Here is a 20566-nt window from a genome sequence, read left to right as displayed (position 1 = left end):
GTCCCGGCCGGACCGGTCCGGCCGGGACCTCGGCTCCGACGGTGAATCCGTCGATCAGCCGCACGCCTCCAGCAGGATGACGCCGGTGACCAGCACCCAGAAGACCAGCAGCCCCCACACCGCCGGGCTCGGGCGGGTGGAGCGCAGGAGTGAGAGGGCGACGCCCACGGCGATCGTGAGCAGGCCGGCGGCCCCGATCGTCCAGGCCACCGGCACGAGTTCGGGCCGCTGGGCGTCCCGGGCGGCGAGGCGGACGGCCAGCGCGGGGACGGCCAGTATGGCGCCGACGTGGGCGACGAGGTCGGGGAGGGCGAGGAGGGGGCGCTCGGGTTCGGTCACGGCGGGTCCGTTCGGGGCGGGGCGCTGTCGCGCAGCAGGACGAGTCCGGCCGGGCCTGGCGCGTCGGGCAGGTGGACGGCACCGCGCAGCACGTGGGCGGTGCCCTCGTCGGTGAAGGGCTGGTCGAGCAAACCGGCGTCGCCCGTGGCCCGGTCCAGCCAGTGCGGCCGGCCGAGCCGGTGGACGTCGCGGGCGGGAGAGGCCGGCCGCCGTCCGCAAGAGGGTGAGGGGGTATGCCATGGGGTGGTTCCAGCCTTGGATTTCAGGGCGGATGCCGGGTGGGGACCCTGGGAATCGGCACCGAATCCTAGAAAACGCACTCGGCGTTCTCCAGGCGACGAAGCACCCCGGGAGGCACGCTCCGGGCTCTTGACCGGGGCCGCCGGAGGCCCGTGCGCAGCCGGGCGATCGCTACCCGGGGTCCGTACCGCGCCGGGTGCGCCCGCGACTACCCCGTTTCGCCGCGCTCGTGCCAAGGGGAACTCCACTCCCCCGCTACTCCGCTCCCCGCTACCCCGCTACGTCGCGGCACGCGTCGAGGAGCGGTGTGACCGTGCGGGCCGGCGCGTCGGGCCGGACGGCGAGGTAGGTCGGCATGGCCGGGGCGTCCGGGCCGGCGAGGGGGCGGAAGACGGTACGGATCGTCGGGAGCACCTCGGCCTGGGTCGCGTAGAAGACCGTCCAGTGGCCGCCGCCCGCGCCGATCGCGGCCAGGGTGTCCTGGTCGGTGGTGAACGCCGGGCCGAGCACCGGCTCGAACCCGGCGGCGCGGCACGCGTAGAGGACCAGGTCGACGAGGTGTGGGTTGGCCTCGCGCGGGGCGATCCGCAGCGGCATCCCGGCCAGGTCGGCGAGGCGGACGGTCTCGCGCGCGGCGAGCGCGTGCCCGGCCGGCAGCGCCACGACGAACCGTTCCCGCCAGACCGGCACCAGCTCCAGCCCGGGACTGCGGGTCACCCCGCGGACGAACGCCGCGTCGAGCCCGCCGTCGCGCACGCGCTGGAGGCGGTCCGCCGGTGCGGCGCTGACGAGTTCGACGGCGAGGTCCGGCGCCCGGCGCTCCAGCGCCGCCAGCAGCCGTTCGAGCCGGGCGCCGAGGCCGACGTTGGTGCCGATGCGCAGCGCGGCGGCCCCGCCCGCGTTCTCGGCCCGGTGCGCCGCGATCGCGTCCAGCGCGGCCTGTTCGGCGGCGACGACGGCCCTGGCCCGGTCGACGAGGACGCTGCCGGCCGGGGTCAGCGTCACGCTCCGCGTCGTGCGGTCGAACAGGTCGACGCCCAACTCCCGCTCCAGGCGCCGGATCTGCTGGCTCACCGCGGACTGCACGATGTGCATGCGCTCGGCGGCGCGGCCGAAGTGCAGCTCCTCGGCGACCGCGAGGAAGTACCGGATCTGACGCAGTTCCACCCGAGAGCCCCCACCTCGACGATCACCCCGACGATCGCCCCGACGATTCATCACGGCGATTCATCACGATCACCGATGAGTGTAGGCGCGGAACGCTCCTTGGTCGCGGCCGGCCCGGTTGGTGTGATGGTCCTGCGCCATCGCACCGGCGGTGGACCGGACTTGAGGAGCACGTCATGCCGTTCGCGCGGATCAACGGGATCGAACTGCACTACGAGGACCACGGCACCGGCCGCCCGCTGCTGTTCCTGCACGGCTGGGGCTCCAGCGGCCGCGTCTGGGGCGCCCAGGTCGCCGGCCTGGCCGCGGACCACCGCACGGTGACCGTCGACTGGCGGGGCTGCGGCCGCTCGGACCACCCGGCCGAGGGCAACCACGTCGCCGGGAACGTCGCCGACGTGCTCGCGCTCGTCGACCACCTCGGCCTCGACCGGCCCGTGCTGGTGGGCAGTTCGATCGGCGCCACCTTCGCCCTGGAGGCCGCGCTGGCCGCGCCCGGGCTCATCGGGGGCGTCGTCTCGGTGGACGGCCCCGCCCACTGGCCCAGCCAGGGCATGGCCCCGCAGCTCAACGCCCTGCTGGCCGGCCTCGCCGAGGACCGCGCCGGCACCGTCGCCGCCTGGGTCCCCAACTGGTTCGGCCCGGCGAGCGGTCCGGCCGTCGCCGACTGGACGGTGCGCCAGCTCCTCGACTCGGGCGTCTTCATCGACGCCCTCTTCACCGAGGCCCTGACCTACGACCCGCGCCCGGCCCTCCGCGGCCTCGCCGTGCCCGCCGCGTTCGTCCACGGGCGCCTCGACACCGAGATCCCGGTCGAGGTGTCGCGGACGCTCGCCGACCTCGCCCCGCACGGCGAGCTCCACGTCATCGAGGACGCCGCCCACATGCCGCACCAGGAACGCCCGGGCGCCTTCAACGCGCTTCTGCGCAGCATCGTCGCCCGGATGGCGCCCGTCCCGGCGTGACGGGGACGGTCGGCCGCGCGACGGCCCCGCAGGCAACGGTTGCCCCGCACCCGTCGGCGCGCTTTAATAAATGAACGAGCATTTATTAAAGGCGAGGAGTGCGCGATGGCCGGCCGCCCCCGGGGAGTCGACGACGCCGTGATCCTGCGGGCCGCCGCCGAGGTGATGGGGCGGGTGGGGCCCCCGGGGCTGACGCTGGCCGCCGTGGCGAGCGAGGTGGGCCTGGTGCCCGGCACCCTCGTCCAGCGGTTCGGCTCCAAACGGGGGCTCCTGGTGGCGCTCGCGCGGCAGTCGGCGAACGACGTCGCCGAACTGCCCGCCCGGGTGCGGGAGCGGCACGACTCGGCGCTCGCCGCGCTGACCGCCCTGCTGGTGGAGTCGACGGCGCCGATGGCCACGCCCGAGACCTTCGCCAACCACCTGGCGTTCCTGTGCCTGGACCTCACCGACCCGGAGCTCCACGAGCACGCCCTCGCCGTGCACCTGGCGCAGCGCCGGGCCATCGAGGCCCTGCTGGCGGAGGCGGCCGGAGCCGGCGAACTCACCCCCGGGACGGACGTGTCCGCCCTCGCCGGATCGGTGCAGGCGAGCGCCGTCGGCACGGGCCTGAACTGGGCACTCGACCGCGAGGGGACGCTCCCCGAGCGGCTGCGGCAGGAAGTCGACGCCCTCCTGCTCCCGTACACGACAGCCCGCCGCACCCGAGTCACGGAGGAATCATGACGATCGACAGCCGGCCGCTGGCCGGACGCGTGGCCCTGGTCGCCGGCGGCACCCGGGGCGGGGGCCGGGGCATCGCCGTCGAGCTCGGCGCCGCCGGGGCGACGGTGTACGTCACCGGCCGCAGCACGACCGGCACCCGCTCGGACCTGGACCGCCCGGAGACCATCGAGGAGACCGCCGAACGCGTCACCGCGGCGGGCGGCCTGGGCGTCCCCGTCCGCACCGACCACAGCCGCCCGGACGAAGTCGCGGCCCTGGTCGAGCGGATCGCCGCCGAGCAGGACGGCCGGCTCGACGTCCTGGTCAACTCCGTCTGGGGCGGCGATCCGCTCGTCGACTGGGAACACCCGCTCTGGGAGCAGGACGTGGAGACGGGCCTGCGGCTGCTGCGCCAGGCGGTGGAGACCCACGTGATCACCAGCCGGTTCGCGCTCCCGCTGATGGTCGCGCGCAAGCGCGGCCTCGTCGTGGAGGTCACCGACGGCAACACCGCCCGCTACCGGGGCTCGTTCTTCTACGACCTCGCCAAGTCCGCGGTGATCCGGCTCGCCGTCGCCCAGGCCGCCGAGCTCAAGCCGCACGGCGTCGCGGCCGTGGCCCTCACCCCCGGGTTCCTGCGCTCGGAGGCCGTGCTGGACCACTTCGGCGTCACCGAGGCGACCTGGCGCGACGGCGTGGCGGCGGACCCGCACTTCGCCCGCTCCGAGACCCCGGCGTACCTCGGCCGGGCGGTGGCGGCCCTGGCCACGGACCCGGACGTCATGGCCAAGTCCGGCCGGGCGCTGGCGACGTGGGGCCTGTACCGGGAGTACGGGTTCACCGACGCCGACGGCACGCAGCCGGACTGGGCGGCACACTGGGCCGCGAACCTGGAGGCCGAGCACGGGCCGCTCGGCGAGCCGCTCTGACAGCGGGCAACGGCCGCCGTCACTGCGCGGGCGCCGTCACTGCACGGCTGCCACTGCACGGCTGCCGTTACTGCGCGGCCGCCGGGACGAGGCCGTCGGCGACGAGGCCCGCGAAGACCGCCTGCCCGAGCGCCTGAGCGGCCGACAGCGGACGGACCATCACCGTGAACTCCTTGATCCGGCCGTCCTCGGCGAAGTGCAGCAGGTCGATGCCGTGGATCTGCTTGCCGCCGACCGTGGCCCGGAACAGCAGGACGGACGTGTCCGCCTCGGTGCCGTCGGCGCTGGTCTCCGCGGTGCCGGTGTGGTCGCCGACGTAGCGGAAGTCCTCGAGGGTGCGCAGCAGGACCCCGAACAGGCCCAGCACCATCGGCTTCCCCTCGAAGGGAACGAACTTGACCGGGCTGTAGAAGCGGATGTCGTCGGTGAACAGGTCGTCCAGAGCGGCGGCGTCGCGGTTCTCGACGGCGGCGCGGAAGCGGTCGGCGGTGGTGGCTGCAGTGGCGGTCACGGTGCACTCTCCCGAGGACTGGCGGTACTCATGAATGTGAGTAGTCACTTTCATGAGTACCATGGGCGGCGGGTCCGGCAACAGGGGCGATCCGAAGGGAACCCGACCGATGGCACTACGGCACGCCGTCCTGGCCGCGCTGCTCGACGGCGAGGCCAGCGGCTACGAACTGGCCAAGACCTTCGACCTCGGCGTGGCGAACTTCTGGTACGCCCAGCCCCAGCAGCTCTACGCCGAGCTGACCCGCCTGGAGAAGGACGGCCTGATCAGCGGCCGCGAGATCGTCCAGGACAATCGGCCCAACAAGCGGGTCTTCCGCGTCACCGACACGGGCCTCGCCGAACTCGACGACTTCGCCGCCGCCTCCGCCAAGCCCTCCTTCGTCCGCGACGACCTCATGGTCAAGGTCCGCACCGTCGACCACGTCGACCCCGCGACCCTCATCGCCCGGCTGGCGGAGCGCGCGGCCTTCGCCCAGGCCAAGGTCGACCTGTTCGAACGCATGCTGCGCACCATGCGCGGCGACCTCCCGGAGGACGACTTCCTGCGCGACGGCGAGCGCATCGGCCCCTACCTCACCTGCCTGCGCGGCCTCGCCTTCGAACGGGGCAACCGCGACTGGTGCCACACCACGATCGCCACCCTGCGCGCCCGCGAGGCCACCCGCGCCCGCCGCTGACGGCCTCACCACGTCCGGCGCTCAGCGCCGCAGGAGGTCCCGTACGGCGGCGGTGACCCGGGCCGGGTCCTCCTCGGCCATGAAGTGGCCGCAGTCGACCGTGGTGTGGACGAGATCGGGGGCCCACGCGCGCCACAGGGCGGCGGCGTCGAAGCCGAGCGCCGCGCCCCAGTCCTGCTGCAGGACGCTCACGGGCATGCGCAGCCGGCTGCCCGCCGCCCGGTCGGCGGTGTCGTGGGCGACGTCGATCCCGGCCGAGGCGCGGTAGTCCGCCACGATCGACGGGACGGCCTCCCGGCAGGCCGCCAGGTACGCGGCCCGGACCTCCTCGGGAATGGCGGCGGGATCGCGCGACCACGCGTCGAGGAAGTGCCCGAAGAACGCATCGGCCGACGCGGCGATCATCCGCTCCGGCAGGCCCGGCTGCTGGGCCATCAGGTAGAGGTGGAAGCCGACGGCGGCGGAGGTGCCGCGCATGACGTCCCACGTGTCGAGCAGCGGCAGGACGTCCAGCGAGGCGAGGTGGGTGACGCGGTCCGGGTGGTCGAGGGCGGCGCGGAAGGCGACGAGCGCGCCGCGGTCGTGGCCGACGAGCGCGAACCGCTCGTGCCCGAGGGCCCGGGCGAGGGCCACCACGTCCGCGGCCATCGTGCGCTTGGCATAGGCGCTGCCGTCGGCTGTCTCGGCGGGCTTGTCGCTGGCGCCGTAGCCGCGCAGGTCGGGGCAGATCACGGTGTGGCCTGCGGCCAGGTCCGCGGCCACGTGCCGCCACATGAGGTGGGTCTGCGGGAAGCCGTGCAGCAGCACGACGGGCGTGCCGGAACCGCCGACGGCCGCGAACAGGCGGACGTCCTCGGCGACCTCGACGCGGTGGTGCTCGAAGCCGGGAATGGTCTGCGTCATGAGAACTCGTCCTCTCGTGCGGTGACTGGGTACGGGACGAGCCTCCCGCGCCCGAATCAGCGGACGATCAGCACGCACCGGGCGGGTACCGTGGACCCCGGGATGGAAGACGTGACGCAGGTGCGGTTCGGCGTCCTCGGGCCGCTGACGGCGCAGGACGCCGACGGTGCGTCGCTCGACCTCAAGGGCCCCCGCCACCGGGCCGTCCTCGCCCGGCTCATCGTCGCCCGGCGGCGCGTCGTGCCCGTCGCCCGGCTCGTCGACGACCTGTGGGACGAACCGCCCGCGGGCGCCGTCGGCGCCGTCCAGACCTTCGTCGGCGCGCTGCGCCGCGCCCTCGAACCCGGCCGGCCCCCGCGCGCGCCCGCCCGCCTCCTGGTGACCGACGGCCCCGGGTACGCGCTGCGGGCCGCGCCCGACGCGGTCGACGCGTGGCGCTTCGAGGCGACCGTGGAGAGGGCCCCGGCGCTGCCGCCGGCCGAGGCCGTGGCACAGCTGGAGCAGGCGCTGGCGCTGTGGCGCGGCCCCGCGTACGCGGAGGCGGGCGGGGCGCGGGCGGGCGGGGCGCAGGCGGGCGGGGCCGAGTGGGCCCGCGCCGACCGGGCCCGGCTCGCCGAGCTGCGGCTCCAGGCCGTCGAGCGGCGGGCCGGGGCGCTGCTCGCGCTCGGGCGGGCGGCGCGGGCCGTCCCCGACCTGCGGGCGCACCTCACCGACCACCCGTGGCGCGAGGAGGCCTGGCGGCTCCTCGCGCTCGCCCAGTACCGGGCGGGCAGCCAGGGGGAGGCACTGGAGGTGCTGCGGGAGGCGCGGTCGGTGCTGGCCGGGCGCCTCGGGCTGGACCCGGGGGCGGGACTGCGGCGGCTGGAGGCGGACATCCTGGCGCAGGCGCCGGAGCTGGACGGGGGTGGCGAGCGCGGCAGAGCTGGCACGACCAGCACGCCCGGGACCGCCACCCCCGTCGAAGCCGCCGCCCACGTCTGGGCGCGCGCCGCCGAGGCGTACGACCGTACGCTCGCCGCCACCGCGCGGGCGCGGCTGGAGGGCACCGTCGGGCTGATGCGCAACCTGGCCGTCACCGGCGGGGAGGGGCTGCGGACGGCGGCACGGCACCGCGTGGAGGCGATCGCGGCGGCCGAGGAGTTCGGCGATCCGGAGCTGACGGCCCGCGTGATCGGCGCCTACGACGTGCCGGCCGTCTGGACCCGCAGTGACGAACCGCCGCTGGCCGCCCGGGTCGTCGCCGCGGCCGAACGCGCCCTGGCCGCCCTGCCCGCCGGCGCCGAGGCGGCGCGCTGCCGCCTGCTCGCCACGATCGCCCTGGAGATGCGCGGCACGCGCGAGGAGCGCGGGCCGGAGGCGGCCCGCGAGGCCGAGGACCTCGCCCGGCGCCTCGGCGATCCGACGCTCCTCGCGTTCGCGCTCAACGGCCGCTTCATGCAGTCCTGCCACAGTGCCGGGCAGGCGCCTGAGCGCGACGCGATCGGCGCCGAGCTGGTGGGCCTGGCCACCCGCCACGGGCTGGTGACCTTCGAGGTGCTCGGCCACCTCGTCCGCCTGCAATCCGCCTGCGCGCCGGCCGACTTCACCGCCGCCGACGCCCATGCCGCCGCAGCCGACCGGCTCGCCGAGCGCCATGAGCTCCCGCTCGTCGGCGTGTTCACCGAGTGGTACGCCGCCCTGCGGCTCGCCGCCCACGGCCACACCCGCGAGGCCGAATCCGCCTACCGCGCCGCCGCCGAACGCCTCGACGGCGCGGGCATGCCCGGCCTCCGGCAGGGCCTCCTCCCCCTCGCCCTCCTCTGCCTGCGCCTCTCCGAAGGCGTCGCCGTCCCGCCCGTCGACCTTGCCGAGGACTGGGGCCCGTACCGCCCGTGGGCCGAGCCCTTCGCCCACCTCGCCACCGGCCACCGGGGCCGCGCCCGCGCCGCCCTCCGCGCCCTCCCCGAGCCGCCGGCCGACCTCCTCTACGAGGCGCTCTGCTGCCTGGAAGCCGCCCTCGCCCAGGAGTTGGACGACCAGCCGGTCCTCTCCCGCGCACGCTCACGCCTCCGATCCGCCGCCGGGGAACTCGCCGGAGCGGGCAGTGGACTACTCACGCTCGGTCCGGTCGCCCGCTATCTCGACACGCCGACAGACCGGTAGAGGCACCGGCACCGACGACATCACGTCGTCGCGCTCCGTGGCATTGCATCGCGTTCCGTCAGGTTTCTCCACCCGCCCAGATTTACGTGCGCGGCGCACGCAGTCTGTAGTACGGTGCACATGCGTGCTCAGCGCACGCACTTTTCCAGCGAATCGCGCACCCCGAGGGGACCGTCATGACCACCGCCAGCACCCGCACCGACGCACGCTCCGCCCTCACCGACCTGCTCCTCACCCCGGGACTCGACCTCGACGAGGCCGCCGACCGGCACTTCGCCCCCGACTACCGCCAGCGCACCGACGGAGCGTGGGCGGACCGCACCGAGTTCCTCGCCCACATCGCCCACCTGCGCACGGTCGTGGCCGGCGGCTCGGTCGACGTCCACGACGAGCTCATCTCCGGCGACCGCTACGCCGACCGCCACACCATGACCATCACCAAGACCGACGGTTCCACCGTCCGCATCGAGGTCTACCTCTTCGCCGAGTTCGCCCCCGACGGCCGCTTCCGCCGCATCGAGGAGACCACCCTCATGCTCGAAGGCGCCGACGCCGACCGGAACCTCGGCAGCGCCCGCTGAGCCGCAGCGCCCGCCCGACGCCACGACGCCGCCGCCGTCCCCGCCGCCGTCCTCACCGCCGCGGATCGGCCGCTGATCGGCGCGCGGCCGTCATGGCGCACCGTCCCGAAGCATCATGCCGATTGTGAGAGGAAGTACTTGTCATGCTCGACGTGCTCATCGCCGGGGCCGGCCCGGTCGGGCTCTGGCTCGCCGCGGAGTTGCGCCTGCACGGGGTGGAGGTGGTGGTCGTGGAACGCCGGGCGGCACCGGACGGACGGTCGCGCGCGGTCGGCATGCAGGCCGGCACGCTGGACACCTTCGCCACCCGCGGCCTCGCGCAGCGGTTCATCGAACGCGGCACACCGGTGCCGACCGGCCACTTCGGCGCGGCGACCACCCGGCTGGACTTCTCCACGGTCGGGGCGGTGCACCCCTTCATGCTGGCGCTCGGTCAGTCCGTCACCGAGCGGCTCCTGGAGGAGCACGCGGTCGCCGTGGGCGCCCGCGTGCTGCGCGGACAGGAGGTCGTCTCGCTCACCCAGGGGCCGGACGCCGTCGAGGCGGTGATCCGGGCCGACGGCACCCACCGGACCGTGCGGGCCCGCTGGGTGGTGGGCTGCGACGGCACCCGCAGCGCGGTGCGCCGGGCGGCCGCCGTCGAATTCCCCGGTCAGGACACCACCATGACCGGGTGGCTCGCCGACGTCGAACTCGACGACCCGCCCGCCGCGCCGCTCGGCGCCACCGGGCCGGCCGGTTCGTTCCTGGCGGCCCCGATCGGCGACGGCGTCCACCGACTGGCAGGACTGTCCACGGCCACCATGCACCTCGGCGCCGGCGAACCGCTGACCCTGGAGGAGGTGCGCGAGCAGACCCGCGTCCTGCTGGGGCGGGACCTCGGCATCCGCAACCCGCGGTGGCTCTCTCGCTACGGCAACGCCACCCGCCAGGCCACGCGGTACCGGGCCGGACGGGTGCTGGTGGCCGGGGACGCGGCGCACATGTTCTTCCCGGCCGGCGGGCAGGGCATGAACCTCGGCATCCAGGACGCCACCAACCTGGGCTGGAAGCTGGCCGCCACCCTCCAGGGCCGGGCACCCGACGGACTGCTCGACAGCTACGACACGGAGCGCCGGCCGGCCGCCCGCGCCGTCATCGACAACACCCGCGCGCAGCTCGCCCTGTTCGCGGCGGCGAGCCCGGAACAGATCGCGCTGCGCGAGGTCTGGTCCGCCGCGCTCGCCGAACCCCGGACCAACCACCAGTGGGCCCGACGGATCGCCGGCTTCGACGACCCGATCCCCGCCGGCACCGTGCCCGGCGCGCACCCGCTGACCGGCACCCGGCTGGCCGGCCTCGCCCTGGCGGCGGCCGACGCACCCACCGCCCACCCGCTGATGCACCACGGCCGACCGCTCCTGCTGGACCTCGACGGGACGCGGACACCATGTCCCGCGGACGGCCTGGAGCAGCGGGCCGCCACCGTCGACACCGAGGCGGCGCACCCGATCTGGCGGGACGTGAGCGCCGTCCTCATCCGTCCGGACGCCCGGATCGCCTGGGCCGGAACCGACGCCGACCCGCAGCGCCGGGCCGCGGAGTGCGTCACCGCCCTGCGCACCCTGTGCCGCTGAACGCCGCAAGACGGCAGCGGGCGCTGTGCACCCGCTGCCGCTTCGTACCGCTCGTCCGGGGTCAGGCCGTCCGCTCGGCCGCCGGGCGGACCAGCCGGCTCCGGACGGCCCACGCCACCGCGCCGAGGGCGAACCCGTAGACGGACACCAGTCCGTGGCCGTTCTCCTGGGCGAGCCACATCGCCATGCCCAGCGCCGGAACGCCGGCCGCCAGGGCGATCTCCTTCGGCACGCGGGTGCGGGCGAGGAAGGCGATCGCCAGGGTGGCGCCGAGGAAGTAGGTGGCGCCGGAGCTGCCGGCGAAGTTGCGGGGGTCGGTGCTGGGGCCGCCGCCGAAGCCGAGCAGGTCGTCGATCCGGCCGGGCAGCAGGATGCCGGCGAGGAAGAAGCCGAGGGTGAGCGTGCCGCCCCAGTACCAGTGGGCGAGCGCGGCGACGGCGGCGAGGGTGACGAGGTTCCACAGGCCGCCGAACAGGCCGCCGTTCTGCATGAACACCGAGGTGAACTCGCGCCACCAGCCCGACTTGGCGGGGTCCGCGTCGAGCGCGTCCATGGCGCCCGACCAGACCAGCTGGAGCACGACGCCGCCGACGGCGAGCGCGGTCAGGACGATCGCCGCCCACGGCAGCGGCCGCCCCCGCAGGGTGTCCCGGCCGACCACCCCGAGCCCGCAGTTGACCATCATGACCATCAGCGCGGCCGTGGTCACGTTGAACAGGATCGCCCCCATGCCCGCCCTCCCCCCGGTTCGGCGTTTTCCAACGCCGTTCGAAAACGTGATGGCGCAAAGTTAGCACAGTTTTCGAACAGTGTTGGAAAACGCGGTACCGTGGACCGCATGAAGCTCACCAAGGAGCGCATCGTCGACGCCGGCATGGCCGTCTTCGCCGAGGTCGGCTACCAGAACCTGTCCATGCGCCAGGTCGCCGACCGCCTCGACGCCCACGCCGGCAGCCTCTACTACCACGTGCGCGGCAAGGACGAGCTGCTCGCCCTGATGGCCGACCGGATCTGCCGAGCGGCCTACGACGCCGGCACCGAAGCCCTGGCCGCCCTCCCCGCCGACGCCACCTGGCAGGACCGCGTCGAGGCCCAGGCCGCCACGCTGCGCCGGAGCATCAAACAGCACCCCGGCGGCGCCCAACTGCTCGCCGAGAGCCCCGGCATGCTCAGCCCCGGCGCCCTCTCCCTGATGGAACGCCTGCTGCGCACCCTCCTCGACGCCGGCCTCCCCGCCGACCACTGCCCCACCGCCGCCGACACCCTCCTCAGCCACGCCACCGGCTTCGTCCTCCAGGAACAGAACCAGCCGGCGACGCCCCCGCCCGTCACCGCCGAGCTCTACGCCGACCTGTGCGAGCGCTTCCCCCTGGTCATGGGCCCGCTGATCCCGCGCATCAGCCAGGACGAGAAGTACACCCGGAGCATCCGGCTCCTGTGCACGGGCTTCGCGGCGCTGGCGTAGCCGTCAGACTCCTCCCGCGCGCGTCGGCGTCCCGGCTCAGGGGAGCTTGGCGAGTGCCGCGTTCATCATGTCCGACAGCCTGGGCTCGTCGGGGAAAGGGTCGTCGTTCTCCGTGAAGAACTCCACCAGGAAACCGTTGCGAGTGACGGTGACCTTGTCCGACCAGGCCGTCGCGTAGGTGGTCCGGGAATCGTGGCAGTTGTACGTCTCCCGGCGTGCCACCACGTTGCCACCCGCGTAACTGACGGCCGGGGCCGGCCGCGGCGTGATGCTGACCGTGCAGGTGTGGGGGCCCGAGGAACCCGGCAGCCAGGTGAAGGCGAAGGCAGAGCACTGCTGCAGTTCCTCACGAACCGCGGCCAGGTGCTGGGCGGCCACTTGTTCGCCGACCTCCATGACGACATAGCCGAGGCTCCACTTGTTGGAGCCATTGCCGTCCGGCGAGAACGCCACGGCGTTGGCCGATGTCCTCCGCTCCCATGGCACTTCCCGGTTCCGGGGCGCGCACGACCATGGGCCGGTGGCCGGCGTGGCGTACGGCAGATCGGCGAACCCGCTCGTGGTCGTCACGGTGAACGCGGGCATGTCGGTCCGGTCGAGCAGGTAGGGCTGGAGGTTGAACCGGCGAGAGGCCGAGGCGGCGGGGGTGGGGGTCGGGGACGAGGCGGGCGGGGAGGTGGCCGTGCTCGCAGTCGCGCTGCGGCCCGCGTCCGACGAGCCGTCCGGCGGCAGCGAGGCGGCGACCACCATCCCGCCGACAGCGAGGCCCACGGCCAGCGTCGTCGCCGTCAAGGCCGGCCAGCGGCGGGTGGTCCGGGTCCGGCCGGCCGCCACCGGGCCCGGCCGCGCCGGAAGCGGGGGCCCGTCGTCCGGACCGTCCGCCGCCGAGGGCACCGGGTGGGGACCACCGAGCATCCGGGTGGCCTCGTCGATCGTCGGACGACGAGCCGGGTCCTTGGCCATCAGACCGACGATCAGGGACGTGAGGGCTCCGGCGGCTCCCGACACGGGGGCGTCCTCGCTGACGACCGCCAGCAACGTCGAAGCGGCGCTGGCCCGCCGGAAGGGCGACACCCCCTCCACGGCCTGGTACAGGGTGACGCCGAGGGAGAAGAGGTCCCCCTCCGGCGCGTCCGGGCCGCCCTGCAGCCGTTCCGGTGCCATGTACTCGGCGGAACCGATGAACGCGCCGGTGGCGGTCAGTGCCGTGTCCTGGCTGTCGACCGCGATGCCGAAGTCCGTGAGGAGCACCTGACCGTCGTCGGTCAGCATGATGTTCGCCGGCTTGACGTCCCGGTGCACGATCTGCCAGGCGTGCGCGGCGCCGAGTGCGGAGAGGACACCCGCGGCCACCCGCGCTGCCTCTTGCACGGACAGCGGTCCCTCGGCGTCCAGACGATCCGCCAACGACCGGCCGGACACCAGCTGCATGACCATCCACGGCGTTCCGCCGTCCACGACGACGTCGTGCACGGCGACGACGTGCGGGTGGTCGCGCAGCCGCGCCGCACTGCGGGCCTCCCGCTCCGCCCGCTTGATCCGCTCGCCCTGCTCCGCGCCGCTCATCGAGGGCGCGAGCCAGACCTCCTTGATCGCCACGTCGACGCGCAGCACGAGGTCGTGCGCCTGCCAGACCCGGCCGAAGCCGCCCGCGCCGAGCCGCTTCGCCAGCCGGTACCGGCCGGCGACGATTGCGCCCGGCCCGACCGAACGACCCTCTTCCGACGTCACCCAAGCCCCCCAGGTGTCATGTATCCGCCTTGTCAGGGCGTCGCATCATGCTAGCGACGAGCCGACCCGTACACACACCGATCCCCCGACACCGCCCCGGCCGCGGAGACGGCCGGTTTCGAACGGTGTTGGAAATTTTCCCGGCGGACGGGAACCGGGCCGGTGTCGCGACCGTTTCAAACGGTGTTCGAATGGGTGGGGCGACCACGCACCACCCGTCATCTGGGAGGGGAAACGTGTCGAAGGACATGTACAAGGAGTTCTCGGAGAACGTCGACCGCGAGGTCACCAAGCTCGTGGACCGCACGCACCAGGAGGCCGCGCGGGTCGTCGACCGGGCGCTGGGCAGGACCGGGACGGGCGGGGCGTTCGACACCGACCACTGGCAGCGCCGGCTCGACGAGCTGCTCGCCGTCCACCGCATTCCGGGCGCCGTGCTGGCCGTCCTCACGGGCGGGGAGATCCACGAGGTGGCCGGCGGGATCCTGCACACCGGCACGGGGGTGGAGACCACCACGGACTCGGTGTTCCAGATCGGTTCGGTCAGCAAGGGCTACACCGCCGCCCTCGTCCTGAGCCTCGCCGACGCCGGCAAGCTCGACCTGGACCGGCCGGTCGCGGAGATCCTGCCCGACTTCGCCCTAGCCGACGCCGAAGCGGCCCGCACCGTCACGCCGCGCCAGCTCCTCAACCACACCAGCGGGATCGAGGGCGACCACGTCAACGACACGGGCCGCGGCGACGACTGCCTGGCCCGCTACGTCGACAGCACGCGCGACGTCGGGCTCACCAACCCGCCCGGCGCCACCATGTCGTACTCCAGCACCGGCTACAACGTCCTCGGCCGGATCGTCGAGGTGATCACCGGCCTGACCTGGGACGAGGCGCTCAAGCAGCTCATCTGCGAGCCGCTCGGGCTCGAACACACCATGACGCTGCCCGAGGAGGTGCTGCGCTTCCGCGCCGCGATGGGGCACATGGGCGAGCCCGGCGAGGACCCGGTGCCCACCCCGCTGTGGAACATGCTGCCGCGCTCCGCCGGACCGTACGGCGGCATCAGCGCCACCGCGGCCGACGTGGTCCGCTTCGCCCGGATGTTCGTCGACGGCGGCACCGCGCCGGACGGCACCCGGGTGCTCTCCGCCGCGGCCGTGGAAGCGATGCTCACGCGTGAGGTCGAGATGCCCGACCAGTGGTTCCTCGGCGCCCACTGGGGCCTCGGCTGGGGCCTGTTCGAGTGGGACGGCGCCCGCGGCTTCGGCCACGACGGCAGCACCTTCGGCCAGCTCGCCTACCTGCGGGCCATCCCCGAGAAGGGCCTCGCCATCGCCCTGCTCACCAACGGCGGGGGCGCCGCGCCGAAGGTCCACGAGGCCCTGTGCCGCGAGCTGAGCGCGGAGTTCGCCGGGGTCGCCATGCCCGCGTTCGGCCCGGCCGACAACCCTCCGACCGTCGACACCGAGCCGTTCACGGGCCACTACTTGCGCGAGGGCTTCCTGATGACCATCACCGCCCGCGAGGGCGACGGCGAGGGCGAGGGCGAGGGCGAGGGTGTGCTGGACCTGCGCTACGAAGGCCGGGGAGGCCTCGCCGGCACCTTCGACCCGCTCGTCTGGCACCTCACGCCCGTGTCCGACTCTCCCGCCAAGACGGTCTTCGCGGGCCGCCGCAACGACAAGGACGCGTGGATCCCCGTCGTCTTCTACGCCCTCGCCGACGGCACCCGCTACGTCCACTTCGGCGTCCGCGCCACGGCCAAGTCCGCCTGACCGCAAACCTGCTGAGCGGCCGTTCGCCTCCGCCCGTTTTTACCCGAAGCGGCTGCGGGCGGGCGGCCGCTCTGGGACGTCCTGCCGCGCGTGCCCGCTCCTCGCGACGGCCGCGGCAACTGACCCGCGGAAACGCCGCGGGGGCGGGAGCCGAAACCGGCTCCCGCCCCCGCGAGTTGGAGCGCCGGGCCCGAATCGAACGAACCCTTCCCGCTGAAAGCGGGCGTGCTACCACTGCACCACCGACGCCTGACCGACCTGGCCCCGCTCGCTTCCGCGATCTGGTCCCGTCGACGGATAAGAAGTTACCAGTTCATGATCGGAAGAGGAAAATCGAGAGCCGACGGGGACAGGAGCCGAGGGAAGGAGCCAGGATTGACCGGGAGTGCGGGGACCGTGTTCCGGGGCGACGAACTGCCTGCGGAGGACCGTTTCGACTGCTGGCGGGAGCTCATCGGGCGGACCCGGGACAGCGAGATGACCAGTGCGCACGCCGACCACTTCGAGGCGGAGATGCGGCACCTGGAGCTGGGGCCGGTGACGCTCCTCAAGTCGTCGTTCCCGCCGGCCAGGTTCCGGCGGTCCGCACGGCGGGTGCGGCAGTCCGACCGGGAGGTGTGCCACCTGACGCTGGTGCTCGACGGGGCCCTGTCGCTGACCCGCGACCCCCGGGCCGGCACGACGGTGTTCCGGCCCGGCGAGCTGACCGTGCTCGACAGCTCGCACCCGTACGACGTGCGGGCGTTCGCCGGCCGCGCCACCGGGACCGCCGGACCGCAGGCACCCCGGACCGATGCCCTGGGCATCGACTTCCCCATGGCGATGCTGCCCCTGCCCCCGGACCGGGTGCGCGACCTGATGGGCCGGGGGTTCTCGGGGCGCCAGGGTACGAGTGCGCTGCTCTCCGACTTCCTGGTCGGGCTGGACCGCCAGGCCGCCCTCCTCGGCCCGGCCGAGGCGCCCCGGCTGGGGACGGTCGTGATCGACCTCGTCGCCGCCTGGCTGGCCCGGGAGCTGGACGCCGAGGCCGTGCTGCCGGACGACGCCCGGCAGCGGGCCCTGGTGGAGAACGTCCGGACGTTCATCGGCCGGAACCTGCACGATCCCGAGCTCTCGCCGCCCGTGATCGCCGCCGCGCACCACATCTCCGTCAGCTACCTGCACCGTGTCTTCACGCAGCAGTCGGAGGGTGAGACGGTCGCCGCGTGGATCCGCCGCCAACGGCTGGAGAAGGCCCGCCAGGACCTGGCCGATCCCGCGCTGCGCGCCCTGCCCGTCCAGGCCGTCGCCGTCCGCCGGGGCCTCCCCCGCGCCTCCGACTTCAGCCGGGCGTTCCGGGCCGCGTACGGGATCTCCCCGAGCGAGCACCGGCGCACCGCGTCCTCAGGGGGCGCGGGCGAGTAGACGCAGTGCGCAGGAACTGTCGACTCGGTGACAACACGGCAGGTCCGCGACCTGGCAGCCTCGTTCCCCGAGGAGGAGCGGCGCCCCACCGCCGTCCACTCCGGCGCCGGACCCAATCCACCCGGCGCAGCAGGACGGGCCGGCGGCCCGGCACGCCACAGGGGAGCGTGCCGGGCCGCCGTGCTGCGTCATGTGCCGGGACGTCAGGCCGTCGGCACCGCGCCGAGCGCGTGGACGCCCCGGCGGCCGCCCTGGTAGACGGCGGTGCCGGTGGCGGCCAGGTAGATGCCGGTGCGTTCGTTGCCGGTGCGCTTCGGTTCGTCCTGCCAGCGGAGGTGGCCCGTCGCGAGGTCGTGGGCGTAGACGCGGTCGTCGTTCGTCCCGACGTAGACGGTGTCGGCGGTGGCCGTGACGGCGTTGCCCCCGAGGCCGAGGCCGCTGGGGACGGCGGCGGTCCAGCGGGTCCGACCGGTGTCCGCGTCCAGGGCGGTCAGTCGCGGCCCGCCGAGCAGGAGGACCGTGCCGTCGGACACCGCGAGCGGGCAGCCCGGGACGTCCTGCTCGGCCTGCTGCCAGCGGACCCGGCCCGTGGCGGCGTCCAGGGCGTAGACGGTCGAGGACTTCGTCGCCTGGTCGAAGTCCGCGGTGTACAGGACGCCGGAGCGGACGACGGGACCGGTGAACTGCCGGCCGACGGCGTTCTGCTCCCAGCGCTGCTCGCCGCTGTTCGCGTCGTGGGCGCGCACGCCCGCCGACTTCCCGGCCGTGTACACGGTGTCCCCGGCGACGGCCGGAACGCCCGAGGTGTCCGGCGGGCCGCTCCAGCGCAGTTCGCCGGTGGCCGCGTCGTAGGAGCGCAGGGCTCCCCCGTACGCGGCGAACACCCGGCCGCCGGCGACGGCCGGACCGTCGCCCCACTCGGCCGTCATGCTGTCGGGTTCCTCCGCCTGCCAGCGCACGGCGCCCGTCGCCGCGTCGAGGACCTGGAGGCGGGTCAGGCTGGTGGCGCACACCAGTCCGTCCGCGACGGCCATCGGGCAGCCGTCCAGTGTGTCGGCGTGGCCGGGGGTGGTGACCTCGCTGCTCCAGCGGACGGTGCCGGTGTGCGGGTCGAGGGCGCTCACCCTGCCGTCGTAGCCGGAGACGTACAGGCCGTTCTGCGCGCCGGTGTTCAGGGCGACCCGGCCGCCGGCGGCCGTCGTGCTCCAGATCCGCGGGCCGCGGGCGTCGTCCCGACGGGCCCACCAGCCGACGCTCGCCGCGACCGCGAGGGCGCCGGCGCCTCCCGCGGCGCTCACCAGCAGCCTCCTGCGGCCGGGGCGGGGCCGGGGCGGATCGTTCTGCGTTTCGTTCGAATTCACACCAGACTCGACTTCGTACACCGAGTTTTGGTTCCCGCCCCGGCATGTCGATTGACGGCGGATCAGGCGAAGTAGTGCCCCTGGTCGAGGTCCTCGACGAGGCCGGGCTCCACCGGCCGCCAGCCGAGCAGGTCGCGGGTCAGGGCGGCGGACGCCGACTGGTCGACGCCGAGGAGGGCGCCCAGGAAGCCGAACTCCTCGGGCGGGAGCGGGCCGGTGGGCAGGCCCAGCCGGCGGCCGATCAGCGTGGCGATCTCGCGGATCGGCACGCCCTCGTCGCCGATCGCGTGCAGGACCGATCCGGCCGGGGCCTCCTCCAGGGCGAGGCGGTAGAGCCGGGCGGCGTCCCGGACGTGAACGGCGGGCCAGCGGGTGGAGCCGTCCCCGACGTACCCGGAGACGCCCTTCTCGCGGGCGAGCCGGATCAGGGTCGGGACGAAGGCCTGGTCGCCCTCGCCGTGCACGCTGCGCGGCAGCCGGACGACGGACGGGCGGACGCCCCGGGCCGCGAGGTCCAGCGCCGCGCGGGCGTTCGCGTCCCGGCCGGCCGCCGGGGTGCCGGGGGTGGCGCGGTCGCGCTCGGTCGCGGCGCGGCCGGGTGCCGCGGGCGTTCCGGAGCTGACGACGAAGGGCCTTCCGGTGCCCTCCAGCGCGGCGCCCAGCACGGCGATGGCGCGCCCGTCGACGCGGACCGACTCCTCGAAGCGGCTGAAGTCGTGGATGAAGGCCAGGTGGACGACCCCGTCGGCCGCCGCCGCGCCGGCGCTCAGGCTCCCGGGGTCGTCGAGCGCGCCGCGGTGCACTCCGGCCCCGGCCGCCTCCAGCGCCGCCGCGGACCGGTCGGAGCGGGCGAGCCCGACGACCTCGTGGTCGGCGGCCTGCAGCTCGCGGACGACGGCACTGCCGATGAAGCCGGTGGCTCCGGTGACGAACACGCGCATGATGCGTTCACTCCTCGTGGGTACGGCTCGGTGCCTCCAGCGTCGGCGGGTGGGGCGGCCGCCGTCCAAGTCCTGTTCCGGATCGCGCAATACGGATCAGGCATCACCACTGGTCGGAGTGCTGTCCGAAGGTGATCCCCAGGGAACGGGGCTTACGCTGGGGACATGGCCGACCCATCCCCGCCGGACCTCGACCTCCGCCTCGTGCGCTACTTCACCGTGGTCGCCGACCACCGCAACTTCGGCCGCGCCGCCGCCGAGCTGCGCGTCGCCCAGCCCTCGCTCAGCCGGCAGATCCGCCGCCTGGAGCAGCAGCTCGGCGCGCAGTTGCTCGACCGCACCCCGCAGGGCAGCCGGCTGACCGAGGCCGGCGAGGTGTTCCTGCCCCGCGCCAGGGCGCTGCTGCGCTCGGCCGCGCAGGCCGCCGCCCACACCCGGGCCGCCGCCGAGCCGAGCCGGATCACCGTCGGCTACACGGCCAACCTCATCGTCACGCCGGCCGTGCGCGAGCTGCGCCGGCGCCACCCGGACGCCGACGTGCACACCCGGCACCTGGCCTGGAACGACGCCCGCCAGGCCCTCCTGGAGCACCGGGCCGACGCGGTCGTCACCCGCCTGCCGCTCAGGACGGACGGGCTGCACGTGACCGTCCTGCACGACGAGCCCCGGGCCCTCGTGGTGCCGGCCTGGCACCGCCTGGCCGGCCGGGCGTCCGTCACCCTCGACGACATCGCCGACGAGCCGCTCCCACGGGTGTCCGACCCGGCCTGGGACGCCTTCTGGCGGATCGACCCCCGCCCGGACGGCCGCCGGGCGCCCGACGGGCCGCTCGTCGCGGCGAACGAGGACAAGTTCGAACTCGTCGCCGACGGCCGGGCGGTGGCCCTCGTCCCGATCGGCCCCGGGCGGTCCGCGCCGCGCCCGGACCTGGTCGTCGTCCCGATGGAGGGCGTCGAGCCGAGCCACGTCGTACTGGCGGTGCGGGCCGGCGAGCGCGGCCGCCTGGTCGCCGCCTTCCGGAAGGCGGCGGAGGCGCTGCTGACGGGCACGCCGGAGCCGCAGCGCGGGGTCACGACGCGGAGGGGTGGCCTGGACTCATAGCCTGCGCGCAGATAATCTAC

20 protein-coding genes and 1 tRNA gene are annotated in these 20566 nt (G+C 74.5%); 11 read left to right on the top strand and 10 right to left on the bottom strand.

Translation table 11 applies throughout. From position 1 onward, the window contains the following. Positions 1–54: 54 nt before the first annotated feature. The 3 genes from ACFVU9_RS18405 to ACFVU9_RS18395 form a co-directional block, all read right to left on the bottom strand. Entirely contained in the window at positions 55–339 is a 285-nt protein-coding gene (locus ACFVU9_RS18405) for a hypothetical protein (protein WP_380490358.1), read from the bottom strand. Beyond that, positions 336–470 (bottom strand): hypothetical protein, encoded by a 135-nt coding sequence (locus ACFVU9_RS18400; protein WP_380490360.1) that lies wholly within the window; start codon positions 468–470, stop codon positions 336–338. The genes ACFVU9_RS18405 and ACFVU9_RS18400 overlap by 4 nt, the downstream gene beginning before the upstream one ends. Before the next feature lie 379 nt (positions 471–849). Further along, positions 850–1746 (bottom strand): LysR substrate-binding domain-containing protein, encoded by an 897-nt coding sequence (locus ACFVU9_RS18395; protein ID WP_387594397.1) that lies wholly within the window; start codon positions 1744–1746, stop codon positions 850–852. A 176-nt stretch (positions 1747–1922) separates the two neighbouring features. On the opposite strand from ACFVU9_RS18395, the gene ACFVU9_RS18390 reads away from it, so the two are divergent. From ACFVU9_RS18390 to ACFVU9_RS18380, 3 genes are all read left to right on the top strand, one after another. Then, positions 1923–2711, top strand: a complete 789-nt coding sequence (locus ACFVU9_RS18390; protein ID WP_387594395.1) for an alpha/beta fold hydrolase — start codon at positions 1923–1925, stop codon at positions 2709–2711. 105 nt (positions 2712–2816) lie between these two features. Continuing rightward, positions 2817–3434 (top strand): helix-turn-helix domain-containing protein, encoded by a 618-nt coding sequence (locus ACFVU9_RS18385; RefSeq protein ID WP_387594393.1) that lies wholly within the window; start codon positions 2817–2819, stop codon positions 3432–3434. After that, positions 3431–4342: an SDR family oxidoreductase gene (locus ACFVU9_RS18380; protein ID WP_387594391.1), complete on the top strand. Its 912-nt coding sequence runs from the start codon at positions 3431–3433 to the stop codon at positions 4340–4342. Before ACFVU9_RS18385 ends, ACFVU9_RS18380 begins: the two co-directional genes overlap by 4 nt. A 67-nt stretch (positions 4343–4409) precedes the next feature. Here the strand turns inward: ACFVU9_RS18380 and ACFVU9_RS18375 are convergent, their stop codons facing one another. Then, on the bottom strand, positions 4410–4853 hold the full coding sequence (locus ACFVU9_RS18375) for a nuclear transport factor 2 family protein (RefSeq protein ID WP_387594390.1): 444 nt from the start codon (positions 4851–4853) through the stop codon (positions 4410–4412). A gap of 109 nt (positions 4854–4962) precedes the next feature. On the opposite strand from ACFVU9_RS18375, the gene ACFVU9_RS18370 reads away from it, so the two are divergent. Further along, complete coding sequence (locus ACFVU9_RS18370) at positions 4963–5532, top strand: PadR family transcriptional regulator (RefSeq protein ID WP_387594388.1); 570 nt, start codon at positions 4963–4965, stop codon at positions 5530–5532. 21 nt (positions 5533–5553) lie between these two features. Here the strand turns inward: ACFVU9_RS18370 and ACFVU9_RS18365 are convergent, their stop codons facing one another. Beyond that, positions 5554–6435, bottom strand: a complete 882-nt coding sequence (locus ACFVU9_RS18365) for an alpha/beta fold hydrolase (protein ID WP_387594386.1) — start codon at positions 6433–6435, stop codon at positions 5554–5556. A 102-nt stretch (positions 6436–6537) separates the two neighbouring features. Here ACFVU9_RS18365 and ACFVU9_RS18360 point away from each other — a divergent pair, with 102 nt between their 5' ends. The 3 genes from ACFVU9_RS18360 (at position 6538) to ACFVU9_RS18350 (ending at position 10774) form a co-directional block, all read left to right on the top strand. Further along, entirely contained in the window at positions 6538–8577 is a 2040-nt protein-coding gene (locus ACFVU9_RS18360) for a BTAD domain-containing putative transcriptional regulator (RefSeq protein WP_387594385.1), read from the top strand. A 176-nt stretch (positions 8578–8753) separates the two neighbouring features. Further along, positions 8754–9158 (top strand): nuclear transport factor 2 family protein, encoded by a 405-nt coding sequence (locus ACFVU9_RS18355; RefSeq protein ID WP_387594383.1) that lies wholly within the window; start codon positions 8754–8756, stop codon positions 9156–9158. Positions 9159–9301: 143 nt separating this feature from the next. Beyond that, the gene (locus tag ACFVU9_RS18350; protein ID WP_387594381.1) at positions 9302–10774 is read left to right on the top strand and encodes an FAD-dependent monooxygenase; all 1473 of its coding nucleotides are present in this window, start codon (positions 9302–9304) and stop codon (positions 10772–10774) included. 61 nt (positions 10775–10835) lie between these two features. On the opposite strand, the gene ACFVU9_RS18345 is transcribed toward ACFVU9_RS18350, so the two are convergent. Then, on the bottom strand, positions 10836–11504 hold the full coding sequence (locus tag ACFVU9_RS18345; protein ID WP_387594379.1) for a hypothetical protein: 669 nt from the start codon (positions 11502–11504) through the stop codon (positions 10836–10838). Positions 11505–11612: 108 nt separating this feature from the next. On the opposite strand from ACFVU9_RS18345, the gene ACFVU9_RS18340 reads away from it, so the two are divergent. After that, positions 11613–12239, top strand: a complete 627-nt coding sequence (locus ACFVU9_RS18340; protein WP_387594377.1) for a TetR/AcrR family transcriptional regulator — start codon at positions 11613–11615, stop codon at positions 12237–12239. Between the two features lie 36 nt (positions 12240–12275). Here ACFVU9_RS18340 and ACFVU9_RS18335 read toward each other — a convergent pair whose 3' ends face one another. Further along, positions 12276–13970: a serine/threonine-protein kinase gene (locus tag ACFVU9_RS18335; RefSeq protein WP_387594375.1), complete on the bottom strand. Its 1695-nt coding sequence runs from the start codon at positions 13968–13970 to the stop codon at positions 12276–12278. A 236-nt stretch (positions 13971–14206) separates the two neighbouring features. On the opposite strand from ACFVU9_RS18335, the gene ACFVU9_RS18330 reads away from it, so the two are divergent. Then, a complete protein-coding gene (locus ACFVU9_RS18330; RefSeq protein WP_387594373.1) occupies positions 14207–15739 on the top strand; it encodes a serine hydrolase domain-containing protein in 1533 nt (510 codons plus the stop codon). A 177-nt stretch (positions 15740–15916) separates the two neighbouring features. On the opposite strand, the gene ACFVU9_RS18325 is transcribed toward ACFVU9_RS18330, so the two are convergent. Further along, positions 15917–15988, bottom strand: a tRNA-Glu gene (locus tag ACFVU9_RS18325). A gap of 126 nt (positions 15989–16114) precedes the next feature. Between ACFVU9_RS18325 and ACFVU9_RS18320 the strand changes: the two genes are divergently transcribed. Further along, positions 16115–17143: an AraC family transcriptional regulator gene (locus ACFVU9_RS18320; RefSeq protein ID WP_387594371.1), complete on the top strand. Its 1029-nt coding sequence runs from the start codon at positions 16115–16117 to the stop codon at positions 17141–17143. A 203-nt stretch (positions 17144–17346) separates the two neighbouring features. Here the strand turns inward: ACFVU9_RS18320 and ACFVU9_RS18315 are convergent, their stop codons facing one another. Together ACFVU9_RS18315 and ACFVU9_RS18310 are read right to left on the bottom strand one after the other, a co-directional pair. Beyond that, the gene (locus ACFVU9_RS18315; RefSeq protein ID WP_387594369.1) at positions 17347–18441 is read right to left on the bottom strand and encodes a PQQ-binding-like beta-propeller repeat protein; all 1095 of its coding nucleotides are present in this window, start codon (positions 18439–18441) and stop codon (positions 17347–17349) included. Positions 18442–18566: 125 nt separating this feature from the next. Continuing rightward, positions 18567–19445 carry an SDR family oxidoreductase gene (locus ACFVU9_RS18310; protein ID WP_387594367.1) on the bottom strand — a complete coding sequence of 293 codons (879 nt, stop codon included), beginning with the start codon at positions 19443–19445 and terminating at the stop codon, positions 18567–18569. A gap of 165 nt (positions 19446–19610) precedes the next feature. Here ACFVU9_RS18310 and ACFVU9_RS18305 point away from each other — a divergent pair, with 165 nt between their 5' ends. Next, entirely contained in the window at positions 19611–20546 is a 936-nt protein-coding gene (locus ACFVU9_RS18305; protein ID WP_387594365.1) for a LysR family transcriptional regulator, read from the top strand. Positions 20547–20566 lie beyond the last annotated feature (20 nt).

Origin of the sequence: Kitasatospora sp. NPDC057936 (assembly GCF_042887525.1) — a bacterium.
Taxonomy (GTDB): domain Bacteria; phylum Actinomycetota; class Actinomycetes; order Streptomycetales; family Streptomycetaceae; genus Kitasatospora.
This window is presented reverse-complemented; position numbering and strand designations above follow the sequence as displayed.